Source organism: Microbacterium hydrothermale (assembly GCF_004854025.1).
Taxonomy (GTDB): Bacteria; Actinomycetota; Actinomycetes; order Actinomycetales; family Microbacteriaceae; genus Microbacterium; species Microbacterium hydrothermale.
The window spans coordinates 21,446-39,420 of record NZ_STGM01000008.1 but is presented as its reverse complement, the minus strand read 5'-3'; the positions used below and the strand labels follow the sequence as shown (position 1 = coordinate 39,420).

The following is a 17,975-nucleotide window of genomic DNA, read 5'->3' as shown; positions in this document are numbered from 1 at the left end:
CTTTGGCGCGGCTGGGAGAGCGGTCGGTGCGGACGTCCGTCGCGCGCCGCGCCCCATGCGCACCTCGGCATGCGGCGGCTAGTAGCCTCGTCGGGTGAGTTCCGACCTGCCCGCCGAGACCCCCGCCGCCGCACCGCCGCAGCAGATGGGCGCCGCTTACGGCCTCGGACGGTTCCTCATCGCCCCGCTCGCCCGCGCCGTGTACCGGCCGCACGTCGAGGGGCGCGAGAACGTCCCCCGCACCGGACCGGTGATCTTCGCGAGCAACCACCTGTCGTTCATCGACTCGATCGCGATCCCGGTCGCCGCTCCCCGGCCCGTGCACTTCCTCGCGAAGTCGGCGTACTTCGAGAAGTGGGCGTCGCGGCAGTTCTTCACCGCGATCGGCGCGATCGCCGTCGAGCGCGGTGCCGGCCAGAAGGCCCTCGACGCCCTCGACCAGCAGCGCGTTCTGCTCGAGGACGGTCGCGCGGTCGCGCTGTACCCCGAGGGCACGCGCTCCCTCGACGGCCGGCTCTACAAGGGCCGCACGGGTGTCGCCTTCCTCGCGCTGCAGACCGGCGCCCCCGTGGTCCCGGTCGGTCTCATCGGCACCGACAAGGCGATGCCCGTCGGCGCGAAGTTCCCCAGCACGAGCGAGCGCATCACGGTGCGCTTCGGAGAGCCGCTCGACCTCTCGCCGCACGGTCCGGCGACCTCGGGCCGGGCGCGTCGCGGCGCGACCGACGAGATCATGGCCGCGATCCACGCCCTCAGCGGGCAGGAACTGGCGAACGCGTACAACGAGGCCCCCGCGCAGAATCCGATCGAACGCATCAAGCAGGTCCTCCCGCACGAGCGACTCTGACACGCGCCTCCTCGCCCTTGACGCGACGGCATCCGACGACCAGGGTCGAAACCGACGGCCCGAACCGTCGAAGCCACAACGAGGAGGCATCGTGAAGAAGTTCGTCAACGACCCGGCTGATGTGCTGGCCGAAGCCCTGCGGGGGATCCAGGCTGCTCACACCGATCTCCGCGTGGATGCCGAGAACCGCGTCATCCTGCGCGCGGAACCGACCCGCGCGGGCAAAGTGGCTCTCGTCTCGGGTGGAGGCTCCGGACACGAGCCGATGCACGGCGGCTTCGTCGGGCGCGGCATGCTCGACGCGGCCGCGGCGGGCGAGGTGTTCACCTCTCCCACGCCCGATCAGGTGCTCGCCGCCACGCAGGCCGCCGACTCCGGCGCGGGCGTGCTGCACATCGTGAAGAACTACACCGGCGACGTGCTCAACTTCGAGATGGCCGCCGAGCTCGCCGCCGCCGAGGGCGTGCAGGTCGAGTCGGTCGTCGTCGCCGACGACGTGGCCGTGCAGGACTCCACGTGGACCGCCGGTCGGCGCGGCACGGGGACCACCGTCATCCTGGAGAAGATCGTCGGCGCCCTCGCCGAAGAGGGAGCCGACCTCGCCGCCGTCGCCGCCCTCGCGCGCCGCGTGTCGGAGGCCGGTCGCTCGATGGGCGTCGCCCTCACCAGCTGCACCGTGCCCGCGGCCGGCCGGCCCACGTTCGAGCTCCCCGACGACGAGATGGAGGTCGGTGTCGGCATCCACGGCGAGCCCGGACGCTCGCGCGTGAAGCTCGCCTCCGCCCGCGAGATCGCGAAGCTGATGGTCGACCCGATCGTGCACGATTTCGGCGACGCGGCGGGACCGGCGATCGTCCTGCTGTCGGGGCTCGGCGGCACTCCCCTCATCGAGCAGTACCTGCTCTACGGCGAGATCGCCCCTCTCCTCGCGGAGGCCGGGGTCGACGTGCAGCGGGTGCTGATCGGCGACTACATCACCAGCCTCGACATGGCGGGCGCATCGCTCACGGTCGTGAAGGCCGACGACGAGATGCTGCGGCTGTGGGACGCGCCCGTGGTCACCCCCGGTCTCCGGTGGGGCGCGTGAGCGCCGCGGTGTCGACCGACGATCTCGTCGCCTGGATCCGCGCGTTCCGCGACGCCGTGACCGACCACAAAGACGAGTTGACGCGCCTGGACTCCGAGATCGGCGACGCCGACCACGGCTCGAACATGGCCCGCGGTCTCGATGCGGTGGTCGCCAAGCTCGACCCGGCGCCGGCGAGCCCCGCCGAGCTGTTCAAGACCGTGGGGATGACGCTCGTCTCGACGGTCGGCGGGGCGAGCGGCCCGCTCTACGGAACGCTCTTCCTGCGCATGGGGCCCGCGCTGCCATCCCCGGACGGGGTGGATACCGCTGCCCTGGGCGCGGCGCTCCGCGCCGGTGTCGAGGGCGTCATCGCCCGCGGCAAGGCCGAGCCGGGCGACAAGACGATGATCGACGCCCTCTCCCCCGCGATCGACGCGTGGGACGCGGCAGCCGACGACGGCCCCGCCGCGGCCGCGCGCGCCGCCGCCGAGGCCGCCGCCCGGGGCCGCGACGCGACGGAACCGCTCGTCGCCCGCAAGGGGCGCGCGAGCTACCTCGGCGGGCGCAGCGCCGGACACATCGACCCGGGGGCGGCCTCCTCGACGCTGCTCCTCGAGGCGTTGGCCGACACGCTGGCGGCCGCGGAGTGATCGGGATCGTCGCGGTCTCGCACAGCCGCGCCCTCGCCGACGCCGCGGTGCACCTCTCGCTGCAGATGGGCGGCGCCGAGCCTCCCGCCGTTCGCGTGGCGGCGGGGGGCCCCGACGGCGATCTCGGTACGGATGCCGTGGCCATCGCCGCCGCGATCGACGAGGCGGATTCGGGCGACGGCGTGCTCGTCCTGATGGACCTGGGGTCCGCGATCCTCAGCGCCGAGACGGCTCTGGAGTTCGTTGGCGCCCCCGAGCGGGTCCGGCTGAGCCCCGCGCCCTTCGTGGAGGGTCTCGTGGCGGCGGTCGTGACCGCGGCCGGCGGCGCCGGTCTCGACGAGGTGGCCGCCGAGGTGGCGGGTGCCGGTGACGCGAAGAGACGGCAGCTCGGCGCGGCGGGCGACGAGGTCACGAGCCCCTCGCCCGCGGCATCCGTCGACGAGGACACCGCCGACGAGGGCACCGCCGATGCGCCGTCCTTCGAGGCGGTGGTCGTCAACCCGTCGGGCCTGCACGCGCGTCCGGCGGCGACGTTCGTCAAGGCCGCGTCGCGTTACGACGCCGACGTGCGCATCGCCGATCTGGAGGCCGGCGGCGACGAGGTCTCGGGCCGCAGCCTGCTCGCGCTCATGGCTCTCGGCGTCCGGCAGGGGTCCCGGGTGCGGGTCAGCGCGACCGGGCCGCAGGCGCGGCAGGCCCTCGACGAACTGCGCTCCCTCATCGACGACGGGTTCGGCGAGCGCTGAGCCCACCCCGAGGAGGCGGGGTCAGCGGGTGACGCTCAACAGCCGACGCGCGAGCGACTCCTCCACGACGAGCTCGGTCACCAGGCCCGCGGCGAGCGCGCCGCGCAGGCCGTCGAGCTTCGACAGGCTCGACACGACGCAGAAGCGCCGCGGGATGCGACGCACGGTGTCGAGGTCGGGTCCGCTGGAGCGCGCGTTGAGCTCGGGGATGTCGCTCGAGCCGTCGGCGCGGTAGAAGACCGTGGCGCAATCGCCCACGACGCCCTCGCGCTCGATCACCGCGCGATCGCGTTCGTCGAAGTAGTCGCCGCTGTAGACGTGCGAGGGCACGTCGGCGTGGGGCGATCCGAGTCCGAAGACGAACAGGCCCACGCGTTGCTGGATCTCCAGCACCGACCGCACCGAGCGCTCCCGCCACATCGCCTGCTTCGTGCGCGGGTCGTCGAAGAGGGCCGGCACCGGGAATTGGTGCACCGACGAGGACCACGCCGCCCCGAACTTCGACAGGATCTCCCCCGCGTACGGGATGCCGGAGGTGCGGACGTTGGCCGCGCCGTTCATCTGCACGATGTGGGTGTCGTGGACGTCTTTCTGCGGTACGTGTCGCGCCATGGCCGAGAGCGTGGATCCCCAGGCGACGCCCACGGTCATCGACGACTCGACGCGCTCGGCGAGGATGCGCGCGGCCGTGAGGGCGGTGCGTTCGAGGCGCTCGGCCTCCGAGGTGCGGGCCGGGGTGGGCACGATGTGCGCGGTGATCCCGAACCGGTCGGCGATGCGCTGCGCCATCTGCCCCCGCGCGTCGTCGGGGGGACTGATCGAGATCGTCACCAGGCCCACGTCGCGGGCGTGCTGCAGCAGACGCGAGACGGACGAGCGCGAGACGCGCATCTCGTGCGCGATGGCATCCATCGTCAGGTCCTGCATGTAGTACAGCTGCGCTGCGCGCAACGCGTCGCGGGAGCGCTCCTCGGCCTGCGTCGTCACCGTCCTGCCACCTTCATGGACACCATTCTGCACGTTTGTTCAAGGGGCTTGCAACAACGTGCAGGGGGGCGCATCCTGATCGTCGTACCAACAACGAAAGGTCGCAGTCGACATGTCGTCCCCTACTTCTTCGCTCCGCGCCGACGTCCAGGCGCTCCGTGACGCCGAAGACCTCGACGTCCTGATCATCGGTGGGGGCATCAACGGCCTCGCCACCCTGCGCGATCTGGCCCTTCAGGGTGTCAGCGTCGCCCTCGTCGAGCGCGGCGACTTCGTGTCGGGCGCCTCGTCGGCCTCCAGCCACATGGTGCACGGCGGCATCCGCTACCTCGAGAACGGCGAGTTCCGCCTCGTGAAGGAAGCCGTGACCGAGCGCAACGACCTGCTCAAGACGGCCCCCCACTACGTCAAGCCGCTCGAGACGACCATCCCGATTTATAAGACGTTCTCCGGCATCCTGTCCGCCCCGTTCCGCCTGCTGGTGACGCACGGCCGCGGCAAGCCGAACGAGCGCGGCGCGCTGCTGATCAAGGTCGGCCTCATCATGTACGACACCTTCTCGCGCGACGGCGGCTCGGTGCCCCGCCACAAATTCCTCGGCAAGAAGAAGTCGCTCGCCGAACTGCCGAAGCTCAACCACGACCTCGCCTACACGGCCACGTACTTCGACGCGTCGATGCACGACCCCGAGCGCATCGCCCTCGACGTGCTGCGCGACGGCATCGAGGCCGGCGCCGGTCGCACGCAGGCCGTCAACTACGTCTCCGCCGTCGGCGCCGACGCGAACGGCGTGCGGGTGCGCGACGAGGTCTCCGGCGAGGAGTTCAGCGTCAAGGCCAAGGTCATCCTCAACACCGCCGGCCCCTGGACCGACCTCGCCAACGAGGCCATGGGTCTGAAGACCCAGTTCATGGGCGGGACCAAGGGCTCGCACATCGTGCTCGACAACCCCGAGCTCCTCGCCGCGACCGGCGGCCGCGAGATCTTCTTCGAGCACTCGGACGGGCGCATCGTGCTGATCTACCCGCTCAAGGACCGCGTCCTGGTCGGCACCACCGACATCGACGCCGACCCATCGAAGCCCGTCGTGTGCACCGACGACGAGATCGAGTACTTCTTCGACCTCATCGGGCACGTCTTCCCGACCATCGGCGTCGACCGCTCGCAGATCGTCTACACCTTCAGCGGCATCCGCCCCCTCCCGCGTCACGACGACACCGCCCCCGGATTCGTCTCGCGCGACTATCGCATCGTCGAGGATGAAATCGCCGGCACCCCCGCGATGAGCCTCGTCGGCGGGAAGTGGACCACGTTCCGCGCGCTCGCGGAGCACCTCAGCATGAAGACGCTGCAGAAGCTCCGCCGTCCCCACCGCGTGAGCACGCAGGGACTGTCGATCGGTGGCGGCGCCGGCTTCCCGGCCACGCCCGAGCAGCGTCGCCGCTGGGTCGCCGCTCGCACGAATGCGCACTCCGCCGAGCTCGTGGAGGCCATGCTCGAGCGCTACGGCACCCGCGCCGACACCATCCTCGACGCACTCCCGGCCGAGCCGACCCCCGTCGCCGACGCAGACGGCTACTACCGCGAAGAGCTCGAGTGGATCGCCGCGAACGAGCAGGTCGTGCACCTGATCGACGTGCTGCTGCGCCGCACGCACCTCGCCTTCGTCGGCGGGATGACCGAGCGCACGCTGCGCGAGGTCGCGGAGGCCGTCTCCGGCCCCCTCGGCTGGGACGCGGACCGCGTCGACGAGGAGATCGGCCGGACCACCGAGATCCTGCGCTCGGCGCACCGGGTCGACCTGGCCCAGGCCGGAGTCGCGCGAATCTGAGAGAACGTGCGGGCGCGCCGTCTGTTGCGCGCCCGCACGTCGCGCATAGGTTCGGAACACCGAGCCGCATCACCACCCGTGCCGAAGGTGTCCGGGTGAGAAAAGAAAGGTCGATGACGACATGCAAGAAGTGAACCTGGGGCTGTACTTCCTCTCGGAGGTGGTCGGCACCGCGATGCTCATCCTGTTGGGCTGTGGCGTGGTCGCCAACGTGGCCCTGGCCAAGACCAAGGGCAACGCCGGCGGCACCCTGATGGTCAACTGGGGATGGGGCCTGGCGGTCTTCGCCGGTGTCATCGTGTCCGCCTACTCCGGCGCACAGCTCAACCCCGCCGTGTCGATCGGCCTCCTCGTGGCCGGCAAGATCGGCTTCGTCCAGTTCCTCGTGGCCGTGGCCGCCCAGCTCGTCGGCGCGATCATCGGTGCCGTCCTCGCGTGGGCGTCCTACAAGCAGCACTTCGACGACGAGCCCGACCCCGCCTCGAAGCTCGGCGTCTTCTCGACGGGCCCCGCGATCCGTTCCTACGGCTTCAACTTCCTCACCGAGGTCATCGCGACCTTCGTGCTGGTCTTCGTGATCTTCGGCTTCAGCGACTACGGCGTGGCCGACATCGGCGTCCCCGGCGGCATCGGCGGTCTCGCGGCCGTGCCCGTGGCCCTGCTCGTCGTCGGTATCGGCGCCTCGCTCGGTGGCCCCACGGGATACGCCATCAACCCCGCCCGTGACCTCGGCCCCCGCATCGCCCACGCGATCCTCCCGATCAAGGGCAAGGGTTCCAGCGACTGGGGCTACGCCTGGGTCCCCGTGGCGGGCCCGCTCGTGGGCGGTCTGCTCGCGGGTCTGCTCGCCCCGGTGCTCCTGAGCCTCGGCAAGTAACACTTCCGCGGGGGCGTCGCCCGGCGCCCCCGCCTACTTCCTTCCCGCAACACCGTTCACCGAACAAGACAAAGGAGTCCATCCATGGCCGACTACGTCCTCGCCATCGACCAGGGCACGACCTCGACCCGCGCGATGATCTTCGACAAGTCCGGGAGTGTCATCTCCGTCGGACAGAAGGAGCACGAGCAGATCTTCCCGCGCGCGGGATGGGTCGAGCACGACCCGCTCGAGATCTGGCGCAACACCCAGGAGGTGATCGGCCTGGCCCTCAGCCGCGCCGACATCACCCGCCACGACGTCGCCGCCGTCGGCATCACCAACCAGCGCGAGACCGCGGTGGTCTGGGACAAGAACACCGGTAAGCCCGTCTACAACGCCATCGTCTGGCAGGACACCCGCACGCAGTCGATCGTCGACCGCCTCGCGGACGGCGACCCGGAGCGTTACAAGAGCATCGTCGGCCTGCCCCTGGCCACCTACTTCTCGGGCACCAAGATCGTGTGGATCCTCGAGAACGTCGACGGGGCCCGCGAGAAGGCCGAGGCCGGCGACCTGATCTTCGGCACCACCGACACCTGGGTGCTGTGGAACCTCACCGGCGGCATCGACGGTGGCGTGCACGCGACCGACGTCACCAACGCCAGCCGCACCCTCTTCATGGACCTCGAGACCCTCGAGTGGCGCGACGACATCCTGTCCGACTTCGGCGTGCCGCGCTCGATGATGCCCGAGATCCGCTCCTCCTCCGAGGTGTACGGCACCGTCGAGTCCTCGTCGCTGCTGCGCGAGACCCCGATCGCCGGCATCCTGGGCGACCAGCAGGCCGCGACCTTCGGCCAGGCGGCGTTCGATCCGGGCGAGAGCAAGAACACCTACGGCACGGGCAACTTCCTCATCTTCCAGACGGGCGAAGAGATCGTCCACTCGAAGAACGGCCTGCTGACCACGCTCGGTTACAAGCTGGGCGACCAGCCGGCGCGCTACGCGCTCGAGGGTTCGATCGCCGTGACCGGCTCGCTCATCCAGTGGCTGCGCGACCAACTCGGCATCATCTCCTCGGCCCCCGAGGTCGAGGCGCTCGCCTCGAGCGTCGACGACAACGGCGGCGTGTACTTCGTGCCGGCGTTCTCGGGTCTGTTCGCTCCGTACTGGCGTCCCGACGCCCGCGGCGCGATCGTGGGCATGACGCGCTACGTCAACAAGGGCCACATCGCCCGCGCCGCACTGGAGGCCACCGCCTTCCAGTCGCGCGAGGTCCTCGACGCGGTCAACGCCGACTCCGGTGTCGACCTCGCCGAGCTCAAGGTCGACGGCGGCATGACCGCCAACGACGCGCTCATGCAGTTCCAGGCCGACATCCTCGGCGTCCCGGTCGTGCGCCCGGTCGTCGCCGAGACCACCGCGCTCGGTGCCGCGTACGCCGCGGGTCTGGCGACCGGTTTCTGGGACAACCTCGACGACCTGCGCGCCAACTGGCAGGAAGACAAGCGCTGGGAGCCCAACATGGACGACAGCGAGCGCGAGCGCGAGCTGCGCCTGTGGAAGAAGGCCGTCACCAAGTCGATGGACTGGATCGACGACGACGTGCGCTGACCCGCACGCCCCCTTCCGGAACCCCGTCGGCCTCAGGCCGGCGGGGTTCCGTCGTCTCTCCGGGGCGCCCGCGGCGTCGCGTCGCGCGCCGTCGCCCCTGCGTTCGCGAGCCTCGCCACCGCGGCTCCCCCGCGCCCGCCGAAGAGGTCGCGGGGCGCCGGCCACGCGGCATCCGGATGCCGCCGCCTCAGCGCTGCGGCTTGGGGTACGCCGCCCGTACGGCGTCGGACTGCAGGTAGTCCGAGACGCCGATGAGCAGGATGGCGAAGAGGATCTGCTCGGTGACCACCCAGAACGGGTACAGCCCGGGGATGGCCGCGAGCACGAGCGCCACGACCGGGAAGATGCGGCTGAACAGCTGCAGGCGGCGGAAGGCCCAGTACCAGCCGGCGTGCGCGCGCCAGAGGAAGTAGAACAGGGTCGTGGTGATCGCCAGCACCACGAGGCAGCGCATCCAGACGGCGAAGCCCACGTCGTCGCCGTTGAGCGTCATCACGAGGGCGATCACGACCGTCGCGACGCCGAGCACGAAACCGAGGGCGAGCAGCAGCGTCATCGCGCGGAACGCGCGCCGCACCTTCGGGTCGTCGGACACCTGCACCCGGTGGTCGGCCTGTCGGCCTCCGGCGACGCGGTCGAGTCGACGCAAAGCGGGTTCGATCTGCATGCGCTCACTGTACGACGCACGGACGCGTCGCATCGTCCGGCCGGCGGGTCCGTGCGGGCGGTCCGAGCGGTGGGCGCGCCTCAGCCGACGGTGATCACCGGCTCGTGCCGGACCGGGAAGTTGACCGAGTTCGCGATGAAGCACCACTCCCGCGCCTGACGGTGGGCGGCGGTGGCCGCCTCCACCATCGACTGCTCGGCGACCGTGACGCGCGGACGCAGCACCACCTCGGTGAACGCTCCCCCGCTGTTGCCGTCCTCCAGCATCGTTCCCGAGGCGTCGTCCTCGTACGAGGTGACGACCACTCCCGTCGTGACGCACGCGTGCAGGTACGACAGCAGGTGGCACTCGCTGAGCGCGGCGAGCAGCAGTTCCTCCGGGTTCCACTTGGCCGGGTCGCCCCGGAAGGGCTTGTCGGCGGATGCCGCGATCTCGGGCTTGCCGTCGACCGTCAGCGTCACCGCCCGGTCGTAGTCGCGGTACCCGCTCGTGCCCGTCCCCCGATCGCCGGTCCAGGTCGAGCGCAGGCGGTAGTGGTGCTCTCCGTTCATGCCCTCCAGTCTGCCCTCTTCCCCCGCGCGAGGCGCCAGGATTCGTCGCTTCGAGGGCCGCTGAAGCGACAGATCCTGGCGACTCGCGCGGGTGGCTCGGCAGGGTCGGGAGGGGGCCGGCGGGATACGATGAAGGGATGCCCGCCACGCCCCCCGCCTCCGTCGAACTCGCCGTCGTCGACCGCAACGGCTTCGTCGAATCCCGCCACGTCGGCGTCGCCGTCGTGCTCGCCCCCGACGGCACCGAGAAGCTCGCCCTGGGCGACGTGACGGCGGCGTTCCTGCCGCGCTCGAGCATGAAACCCCTGCAGGCGCTGGCGTGCCTGTCCGCGGGGGCGGACCTCGCCGACGAGCGCCTCGCGATCTCGATGGCGAGCCACTGCGGCACCGACCGCCACGCGGAGCTCGCGCGCGGCATCCTGCAGTCCGCCGGACTCACCGAAGACGACCTCGGCTGCCCTGCGGCCTGGCCCACCGACACCGCGTCGCGCGACGAGCTCGTGCGCGATCACGGCGCCCCCTCCCCGCTGCGCATGAACTGCTCGGGCAAGCACGCCGCGATGCTGCTGACCTGCGTGGCCAACGGGTGGTCGACCGCGGACTACCTCGACCCGCAGCACCCCCTGCAGGTGCACATCCGCGAGGTGCTGGAGCGTCTCGTGGGCGAGCGCATGACCACCACGGCCATCGACGGCTGCGGCGCCCCCGTCTACGCGATGAGCCTCGTCGGGCTGGCGCGGGCGATCCAGCGCATCGCGACCTCGTCCGAGCGCTCCCCCTTCGCCCTGCACCGCAGCGCCGGAGCGCTCGTGCGCGCCGTCAAGGAGCACCCCTGGACCATCGACGGTCCGGGCCGTCCCGACACGATCGTCATCGAGCGTCTCGGCGTCTTCTCCAAGATGGGTGCCGAGGGCGTCCAGGTCATGACGGCCCCCGACGGCACGACCGTCGCCCTGAAGATGCTCGACGGCTCCAACCGGGCGGGGTGGGCCGTGGCCCTGCGCCTGCTCGAGCGCGCGGGAGCCCTCTCGAGCGAGGCCGTCGCCGACACGCTCGCGCTCCTGCCGCTCACGGTGTCCGGCGGCGGGGGCGTCGTCGGCTCGATCCGCGCCGTGGTCTGACCCGTCGCGGCCGGGGCGCCCGCTCGCGCGGACCCCGGCTCGATCCATCTCGCGCAGGCCCCGGCCCGCGCGGACCCCGGCTTGAGCCTGCTCGCTAAAGCGCCGGCTCGCGCAGATCCCGGCGTGCGCGGACCCCTGCTCGCGCCCACTCGCGCGGATCCCGACGGCCGCCCGGCCGTGTCCGACCGGGCGGCGCCCTCAGATGCCGCCGTCGACCGAGCGCGGGTAGGCGATGGGCTCGTCGGGCACCAGCACCTCGGTGTCGCGGTTGAGGCTCTCGCCCCGGAAGAACGGCTTCGACCCCGGGAAGGCGAACCACACCACCATCAGCACGACGCCGATCGCGAGGGCGCCGATGCCGACCACGAACGTCCCGCCGACGCCCAACAAGACGGTGTTGCCGTACTCCGGGTCGTACATGTCGATCGCCGACTGCACGAATGCGTAGGTCAGCATGAGCGCACCCAGCAGGGGCAGGATGCCGCGGTACACGAGGTTCTTGCCGGAGGAGAACAGCTCGCGTCGGTAGTACCAGACGCACGCGTATCCGGTCATCGCGTAGTAGAACGCGATCGCGAGGCCGAGCGAGAGGATCGAGTCCTGCAGGATGTTGTCGCTGATGAGGGTCATCCCGACGTAGTAGACGCTCGCGACGATCCCCATCACCAGCGTCGAGAACGACGGCGTCTTGTAGCGCGGGTGCACCGACCGGAACCGCCCCGGAAGCGCCTTGTACGCGGCCATGGCGAGCGTTCCGCGCGCGGTCGGGAGGATGGTGGTCTGCGTCGACGAGACGGCCGAGATGAGCACCGCGACGATCAGCACCCACCCGAACGGACCGAAGAGGCCGTCCTTCAGGGCGAGGAAGACGTCGTCCGCGTTGTCGGGGTTGGCCAGGCCGGCCCCGTCCTCCCCGACGCCGGCGTACATCATCGCCGCCACGGTGACGGTGACGTAGGTGCCGAGCAGGATGACGGTGGTCAGCAGGGCGGCCCGCCCGGGGATGCGCTTGGGGTCCTTCGTCTCCTCGTTGAGCGCGAGGCAGGTGTCCCATCCCCAGTAGATGAACAGCGCCAGCAGGACGGCCTCGGTGAACCCGCTCCAGTCCGTGAAGCCCAGCGGGTTGAACCAGGCGATGTCGAACGGGGTGGGGTTCGGGGCCGTTCCGTCGAAGAACTTCCACAGCGCGAGCACGACGAAAAGGGCGAGGACGAGGTACTGGACGGCGAGGAGGATGTTCTGGATCCGCTCCCCGATCTCGACGCCGCGGTAGCTGACGTACGTCATCGCGGCGATGAAGGCGACACCGGTCGCCGTGACCAGGGGCACGTTCTCGGCGAGCGAGCCGTCGCCGATGAGCGACCACAGGTAGATGCCGGCGATCTGCGACAGGTTGGCGAGCACGACCATGCCGGCCACGGCGACGCCCCACCCGCCCATCCAGCCGATCCAGGGTCCGAAGGCCTTGGTGCCCCACGTGAACGTGGTTCCGCAGTCGGGGATCTCGTTGTTCAACTCGCGGTACGCGAAGGCGATGAACAGCATCGGCACGAAGGCCACGACGAAGGCGATGGGCGCTTGCGCGCCGACCGCGAGGACGACGAAGCCGAGGGTGGCCACGAGGGAGTAGACGGGAGCGGTGGATGCCAGACCGATGACGGTCGAGCCCCACAGCCCCAGCGTTCCACTGGCCAGGCCTTTGCCGGCCGTCCGTTCGGGTGCGGAGGTCATATGCCGAACGTAGAATCCGCGGCCAGCCGCGGTCAAGAGGAGATTCTCAGGCGGAGCGGCGGGCCACGTCGAGCACGACGATCGTGATGTTGTCGCGCCCGCCGTTCTCGAGCGCCGCCGCCATCATCGCCTCGACGGCCGCGGCGGGATCCGCGTTGGCCTCGAGGAAGTGACGGATGCCGAAGTCGGTGAGTTCTTTGGTGAGGCCGTCGGAGCAGACGACGAACCGGTCGCCGTCGAGCACGTCGAGGCGCAGGTAGTCTGGCTTGACGCTGTCGCTCGGGCCGACGGCGCGCGTGATCACGTTGCCGTAGGGGTGGTTCTCGGCCTCTTCGGGGCTCAGTCGACCGGCGGCGATGAGTTCCTGCACCACCGAGTGATCCGTCGTCACCTGCACGATCTCGTCGTCGCGCAGGAGGTAGACGCGGGAATCGCCGATGTTGAGCGTCACCCAGTGCGGCTCGTCGGTCTGCGTCTCGAGGTACAGCCCCGTGAGCGTGGTACCGGTCCCCTCGTCGGTGGTCTCGGGGTGGGAGACGATGTCTTTCACCGCGCGCGAGAGGGCCTTCTCGATGTTCTTGGTCGTCACCGGGCCCGTCTCGACCACGGCGCGCAGACGATCGACGGTGCTCGCGCTGGCGATCTCGCCGCCCAGATGACCGCCCATCCCGTCGGCGACGACGAACAGGGGGTAGTCGGCGAGGACGGCGTCCTGATTGACCTCACGTCGACGCCCGGTGTCGGTGAGGGCCGCCCACCGCAGATCGAGGGAACCGTCGGAGAGGGAGACGGTACGCGTGTGGGTGGTCACCTCGGGCACGAAAGATCCTCCGGTTGGCCGACAGCTGCGCCGGCGGAACCGCGCGGCCCTGTCATCCTAGTCGACCCGTGCGCCGAGCCCGGGGACGCGCCGCGCGACACCGCCTCCCCCGCGTCGGGAATCACCCCGCGGCCGGGTCGGCGGGAAGGGCCAGGATGCCATCGAGTTCGGCGAGATCCTCGGGACTCGGCGACCATGCGGTGGCGGCGGCGGCGTTCGACCGGATCTGCTCGGCGCTGGTCGCTCCCGCGATCACGCTGGAGACGACCGGGTGGGCGAGGAACCACCCGAAAGTGGCCTCGAGCATCGAGATCCCGCGTGCGTCGCAGAACGCCTGGTAGCTCTCCAGCGCGTCCCAGGGCGCGTCGCGCCACAGGTGCGGACGCTGGCGCATGATGCGGCTCCCCTCCGGCCCGCCGTCGCGCGTGAACTTGCCGGTCAGCAGGCCGTTGTGCAGCGGGAAGAAGGGGAGGAACCCGAGTCCGAAGTGCTGCGCGGCGGGCAGCACCTCCCGCTCCGCCGCCCGGGCCAGCAGGCTGTACTGGTTCTGCGCCGACACGAAACGCACGCCCGAGGCCGCGGCATCCGCCTCGGCGATCTGCCACCCGGCGAAGTTCGAGTGCCCGACGTAGCGCACCTTGCCCTCGCGCACGAGGTCCGCGAGGGCGTCGAGCGTCTCGTCGATCGGCGTCTCGGGGTCGGGCGTGTGCAGCTGGTACAGGTCGATCCAGTCCGTGCGCAGACGTCGGAGGGAGTCCTCGACCGCGCGGCGGATGTGCGCGCGCGATCCTTTCGCTCCGCCGGGAAAAGCGGGAGCCAGGTCGGCGTGCCCGAACTTGGTGGCGAGCACGACGCTGTCGCGTCGACCCTGGAGCGCTTCGCCCATCAGCGTCTCGGAGAGTCCGAACGAGCGACCGTAGATGTCGGCGGTGTCGAGGAACGTGACCCCCGCCTCGATGGCCGCGTCGAGCACGTCGCGCGTGCCCTCGAGGGTCTCGGTGGCGGTGCCCGCCCGCCCGAAGTTGTTGCATCCGAGGCCGACCGCCGAGACGCGGAGCCCGGATCGGCCGACGGGACGGAGGGGAACGGGGTGGGAGCTCATACCTCCACGCTATCCCCGGGAACGAGGAAGGGCTCCCCGCGCGGAGCGCGCGAGGAGCCCGCGGATCGGGTCGTGCTCGATCAGACCTGCGGTCCGGCGGGAGGCGCCGGCGGCGGGGGCGTGGTGCCGGGAGCGGCCGGCGGGGCGTAGCCCTGCGCCGGCGGAGCGACCGGGGCGCCGTAACCGCCGCCGTTCTGGCCCTGGACGTTCTGCGCGGGCTGCGCGGGGATGCCGTTCCAGAAGGTCTTGTCGGCTATGAAGGACGAGCCCCACGGCGACGGCGACGCTGCGGCCGGGTTCCAACGGTTGCTGCTGAAGCCCAGGATGCCGAGCCAGATCCAGATGCCGATGGCGTTCAGAAGGAACAGCAGCAGGATCGGCCACGTGCGACCGAACTTCGCGTTGACGCGCACCGCGGCCATGATCATGACGACCAGGTAGGCGGGCAGCGCGATGAAGTTGAGCACCGGGATGCTCGCCGCCACGAGCGTGATGAGCACGGCCCACGGCGAGACGTCGCCGAGCTTGGCGAAGACCATCGCGTTGTAGACCGGAACCCAGGCGCGCCACTTGCCCTGCACGCCCGCCCGATCGAACACCTTCATCAGAAGGAAGGCGATGATCACGTAGCCGATGATCGAGAACAGGAAGATGAAGAGGTACGCGACGGCCAGGAATGCCGCCTCGCCGGCACTGGTCGTCCCGTAGTCGGAGTAAGCGAGATTGATGTTGTTCACGTCGATCCTCTCGAGCGGCTCGCGCGGTCACGCGAGCCGGCGGGTGTCTCCCGCGCGTGACATGCTAGCGAACCTGAGTGTTCGCTGACATCCCCCGATTTCGCGCGCCTCAGACTGCGAGGTGCAACTCGCCCTCGCCCGAGGCCCGGACGGTGAACCCGTTCGCGTCCGCCCACCAGGTGAAATCATCCGCTGACGAGATGCGCGCTCCGCTGATCGCCAGCGCGCGCACGAGCTCGCCCTTCGCGTGCTTGTTGAAGTGGTTCAGCGCGCGGACGGCGCCGTCCTCGCCCGCGGTGACCACGCGCACGTACGCCGACGCCACCTCATCGGGCACCGGCCCGAGAGCGACGTACGCCTCGGAGCGCAGGTCGAGCACGAACGGCACACCGGCATCCGCCAGCGCCGTGCCCACGGCGTCCGCCCACACGCGCCGGAGCGCCGGCAGGCCGGGAATCGACGTCCCCGCCGCCAGACGGTACGCGGGGATGCCGTCGAGCGCCGCCACCGGACCGAGCGGTGCCGAATGGATGACGACGTGCTCCGCGAGCCAGCCGCGGGCGTGCCCGTCGAGGCTGCCGGCATCCAGGGCGTCGAACAGGACGCCGGTGTAGCGGTCGACCGCGGGCATCGTCGGCGCCGATCGCAGAGCGGCGTTGTCGGCGATCTCGTGCCGGCGCTTCGCGCTGAGCTTGAGAACGCGCGCCGCCGCGTCTTCGTCGGCGCTCAGCGCGACGAGGGCGTCGACCACGGCCTCCCGCTGCGGCAGGAGCGAGGGAGCCCACAGCGACGCGAGCGACAGCGGCGCGCCATCACCGCCCGGCGTCTTGGTCTCGGACGGCGGAAGCAGGACGAGCATGGGCCCTCCGGGAAAAAGCGACGCGCGCCGCCCGGAGTCGGGCGACGCGCGTCGGCGATGAAGCGGTGTCAGGAGACGAGAGCGGCGTTTCCGGCGACGATCGTGAGTTCGTCGTCGGCCATCGACAGGAAGCCGTCCTCGGCGTTGGCCAGGATCTTCGTGCCGTCGGCGCGGGTGATGCGCACCTCGCCCTGGGCGAGGATCGCGAGCACCGGCTCATGACCCTGCATGAAGCCGATCTCACCCTCGACGGTCTTGGCCACGACGAGCGAGGCCTCCCCCGTCCACACCTCGGCGTCCGCCGACACCAGGCTCACGCGCAACGACATGTCAGCCGTTCTCCTTCTGGATCTGCGCCCACTTGGCCTCGACGTCGGAGATGCCACCGACGTTGAAGAACGCCTGCTCGGCGACGTGGTCGAAGTCACCCTTGACGATCGCGTCGAACGACTCGATGGTCTCCTTGATCGGGACCGTGGAGCCCTCGACGCCGGTGAACTTCTTGGCCATGTAGGTGTTCTGCGAGAGGAACTGCTGGATGCGACGTGCACGCGACACGACGATCTTGTCTTCCTCGGAGAGCTCGTCGACACCGAGGATCGCGATGATCTCCTGCAGTTCCTTGTTCTTCTGCAGGATCTGCTTCACGGCGGTGGCCACGCGGTAGTGGTCCGCACCGATATAGCGCGGGTCGAGGATGCGGCTGGTCGACGTCAGCGGGTCGATGGCCGGGTACAGACCCTTCGACGCGATCTCACGCGAGAGCTCGGTGGTGGCGTCGAGGTGCGCGAACGTGGTCGCCGGGGCCGGGTCGGTGTAGTCGTCGGCGGGCACGTAGATGGCCTGGAGCGACGTGATCGAGTGACCGCGGGTCGAGGTGATGCGCTCCTGGAGCACACCCATCTCGTCGGCGAGGTTCGGCTGGTATCCCACGGCCGAGGGCATGCGGCCCAGCAGCGTGGAGACCTCGGAACCGGCCTGCGTGAAGCGGAAGATGTTGTCGATGAACAGCAGCACGTCCTGCTTCTGCACGTCGCGGAAGTACTCCGCCATCGTCAGCGCCGACAGGGCCACGCGAAGACGCGTCCCCGGCGGCTCGTCCATCTGGCCGAAGACGAGGGCGGTCTTGTCGAAGACCCCCGCCTCTTCCATCTCGCCGATGAGGTCGTTGCCCTCACGGGTGCGCTCGCCGACACCGGCGAACACCGACACACCACCGTGGTCCTGCGCGACGCGCTGGATCATCTCCTGGATGAGGACGGTCTTGCCGACACCGGCACCACCGAACAGACCGATCTTTCCACCCTGCACGTAGGGCGTGAGGAGGTCGATCGACTTGATGCCGGTCTCGAACATCTCGGTCTTGGACTCGAGCTGGTCGAAGCTGGGCGCCTTGCGGTGGATGCCCCAGCGCTCGGTGACCTCGATGGTCTCGCCGGGAGCGCCATTGAGCACCTCGCCGGTCACGTCGAACACCTTGCCCTTGGTGACGTCGCCGACGGGCACCGAGATGGGGCCGCCGGTGTCGCGCACGTCCTGACCGCGGACGATGCCGTCGGTGGGCTTGAGGGCGATGGCGCGGACGAGGTCGTCACCGAGGTGCTGAGCGACCTCGAGCGTGATCTCGGTCGACTCGTCACCGATGGTGATCGTGGTCTTCAGCGCGTTGTAGATCTCGGGGATCGCGTCATGCGGGAACTCGATGTCGACGACCGGGCCGGTGACGCGCGCGACGCGTCCGACGACGGCCGCGTCGGTCTTCTCGGCGGTGAGGCTCATGGCTT

General features: G+C 70.3%; 18 protein-coding genes. 8 read left to right on the top strand and 10 right to left on the bottom strand.

Annotation, left to right across the window (positions count from 1 at the left end; genetic code table 11):
* The first annotated feature begins 145 nt into the window (after positions 1 to 145).
* The 4 genes from FB047_RS14220 to dhaM all read left to right on the top strand — a co-directional run bounded on the left by FB047_RS14220 (position 146) and on the right by dhaM (position 3,312).
* Positions 146 to 847, top strand: a complete 702-nt coding sequence (locus tag FB047_RS14220; RefSeq protein WP_240752836.1) for a lysophospholipid acyltransferase family protein — start codon at positions 146 to 148, stop codon at positions 845 to 847.
* 91 nt (positions 848 to 938) lie between these two features.
* A complete protein-coding gene (gene dhaK / locus FB047_RS14215) occupies positions 939 to 1,934 on the top strand; it encodes a dihydroxyacetone kinase subunit DhaK (RefSeq protein WP_136587868.1) in 996 nt (331 codons plus the stop codon).
* A complete protein-coding gene (gene dhaL, locus FB047_RS14210) occupies positions 1,931 to 2,566 on the top strand; it encodes a dihydroxyacetone kinase subunit DhaL (RefSeq protein WP_136587867.1) in 636 nt (211 codons plus the stop codon). Before dhaK ends, dhaL begins: the two co-directional genes overlap by 4 nt.
* Positions 2,563 to 3,312, top strand: coding sequence for a dihydroxyacetone kinase phosphoryl donor subunit DhaM (gene dhaM / locus FB047_RS14205; protein ID WP_136587866.1), 750 nt, complete (start codon positions 2,563 to 2,565; stop codon positions 3,310 to 3,312). Before dhaL ends, dhaM begins: the two co-directional genes overlap by 4 nt.
* 21 nt (positions 3,313 to 3,333) lie before the next feature.
* On the opposite strand, the gene FB047_RS14200 is transcribed toward dhaM, so the two are convergent.
* Positions 3,334 to 4,299, bottom strand: coding sequence for a sugar-binding transcriptional regulator (locus FB047_RS14200; RefSeq protein WP_076674632.1), 966 nt, complete (start codon positions 4,297 to 4,299; stop codon positions 3,334 to 3,336).
* A 112-nt stretch (positions 4,300 to 4,411) separates the two neighbouring features.
* Here FB047_RS14200 and FB047_RS14195 point away from each other — a divergent pair, with 112 nt between their 5' ends.
* The 3 genes from FB047_RS14195 (at position 4,412) to glpK (ending at position 8,603) form a co-directional block, all read left to right on the top strand.
* Positions 4,412 to 6,130: a glycerol-3-phosphate dehydrogenase/oxidase gene (locus tag FB047_RS14195; protein ID WP_136587865.1), complete on the top strand. Its 1,719-nt coding sequence runs from the start codon at positions 4,412 to 4,414 to the stop codon at positions 6,128 to 6,130.
* Between the two features lie 121 nt (positions 6,131 to 6,251).
* Positions 6,252 to 7,007 (top strand): MIP/aquaporin family protein, encoded by a 756-nt coding sequence (locus FB047_RS14190; protein WP_136587864.1) that lies wholly within the window; start codon positions 6,252 to 6,254, stop codon positions 7,005 to 7,007.
* An 84-nt stretch (positions 7,008 to 7,091) separates the two neighbouring features.
* Positions 7,092 to 8,603 (top strand): glycerol kinase GlpK, encoded by a 1,512-nt coding sequence (gene glpK / locus FB047_RS14185; RefSeq protein ID WP_136587863.1) that lies wholly within the window; start codon positions 7,092 to 7,094, stop codon positions 8,601 to 8,603.
* Between the two features lie 187 nt (positions 8,604 to 8,790).
* On the opposite strand, the gene FB047_RS14180 is transcribed toward glpK, so the two are convergent.
* Both FB047_RS14180 and FB047_RS14175 read right to left on the bottom strand, forming a co-directional pair.
* A complete protein-coding gene (locus tag FB047_RS14180) occupies positions 8,791 to 9,270 on the bottom strand; it encodes a hypothetical protein (protein WP_167494255.1) in 480 nt (159 codons plus the stop codon).
* 80 nt (positions 9,271 to 9,350) lie between these two features.
* Positions 9,351 to 9,821 carry an OsmC family protein gene (locus FB047_RS14175; protein ID WP_136587861.1) on the bottom strand — a complete coding sequence of 157 codons (471 nt, stop codon included), beginning with the start codon at positions 9,819 to 9,821 and terminating at the stop codon, positions 9,351 to 9,353.
* Positions 9,822 to 9,958: 137 nt separating this feature from the next.
* Between FB047_RS14175 and FB047_RS14170 the strand changes: the two genes are divergently transcribed.
* Positions 9,959 to 10,942: an asparaginase gene (locus FB047_RS14170; protein ID WP_136587860.1), complete on the top strand. Its 984-nt coding sequence runs from the start codon at positions 9,959 to 9,961 to the stop codon at positions 10,940 to 10,942.
* A 198-nt stretch (positions 10,943 to 11,140) separates the two neighbouring features.
* Here FB047_RS14170 and FB047_RS14165 read toward each other — a convergent pair whose 3' ends face one another.
* The 7 genes from FB047_RS14165 to atpD form a co-directional block, all read right to left on the bottom strand.
* A complete protein-coding gene (locus FB047_RS14165) occupies positions 11,141 to 12,673 on the bottom strand; it encodes an APC family permease (protein WP_136587859.1) in 1,533 nt (510 codons plus the stop codon).
* A 46-nt stretch (positions 12,674 to 12,719) separates the two neighbouring features.
* A complete protein-coding gene (locus tag FB047_RS14160; RefSeq protein WP_136587858.1) occupies positions 12,720 to 13,493 on the bottom strand; it encodes a PP2C family protein-serine/threonine phosphatase in 774 nt (257 codons plus the stop codon).
* A 121-nt stretch (positions 13,494 to 13,614) separates the two neighbouring features.
* Positions 13,615 to 14,595, bottom strand: coding sequence for an aldo/keto reductase (locus tag FB047_RS14155; protein WP_136587857.1), 981 nt, complete (start codon positions 14,593 to 14,595; stop codon positions 13,615 to 13,617).
* 80 nt (positions 14,596 to 14,675) lie between these two features.
* A complete protein-coding gene (locus FB047_RS14150; RefSeq protein ID WP_240752831.1) occupies positions 14,676 to 15,332 on the bottom strand; it encodes a DUF5684 domain-containing protein in 657 nt (218 codons plus the stop codon).
* A gap of 109 nt (positions 15,333 to 15,441) precedes the next feature.
* A complete protein-coding gene (locus tag FB047_RS14145; RefSeq protein WP_136587856.1) occupies positions 15,442 to 16,191 on the bottom strand; it encodes a YaaA family protein in 750 nt (249 codons plus the stop codon).
* 68 nt (positions 16,192 to 16,259) lie between these two features.
* Positions 16,260 to 16,520, bottom strand: a complete 261-nt coding sequence (locus FB047_RS14140) for a F0F1 ATP synthase subunit epsilon (RefSeq protein ID WP_136587855.1) — start codon at positions 16,518 to 16,520, stop codon at positions 16,260 to 16,262.
* 1 nt (position 16,521) lies between these two features.
* On the bottom strand, positions 16,522 to 17,970 hold the full coding sequence (gene atpD, locus FB047_RS14135) for a F0F1 ATP synthase subunit beta (protein WP_058232212.1): 1,449 nt from the start codon (positions 17,968 to 17,970) through the stop codon (positions 16,522 to 16,524).
* Positions 17,971 to 17,975: the final 5 nt, after the last annotated feature.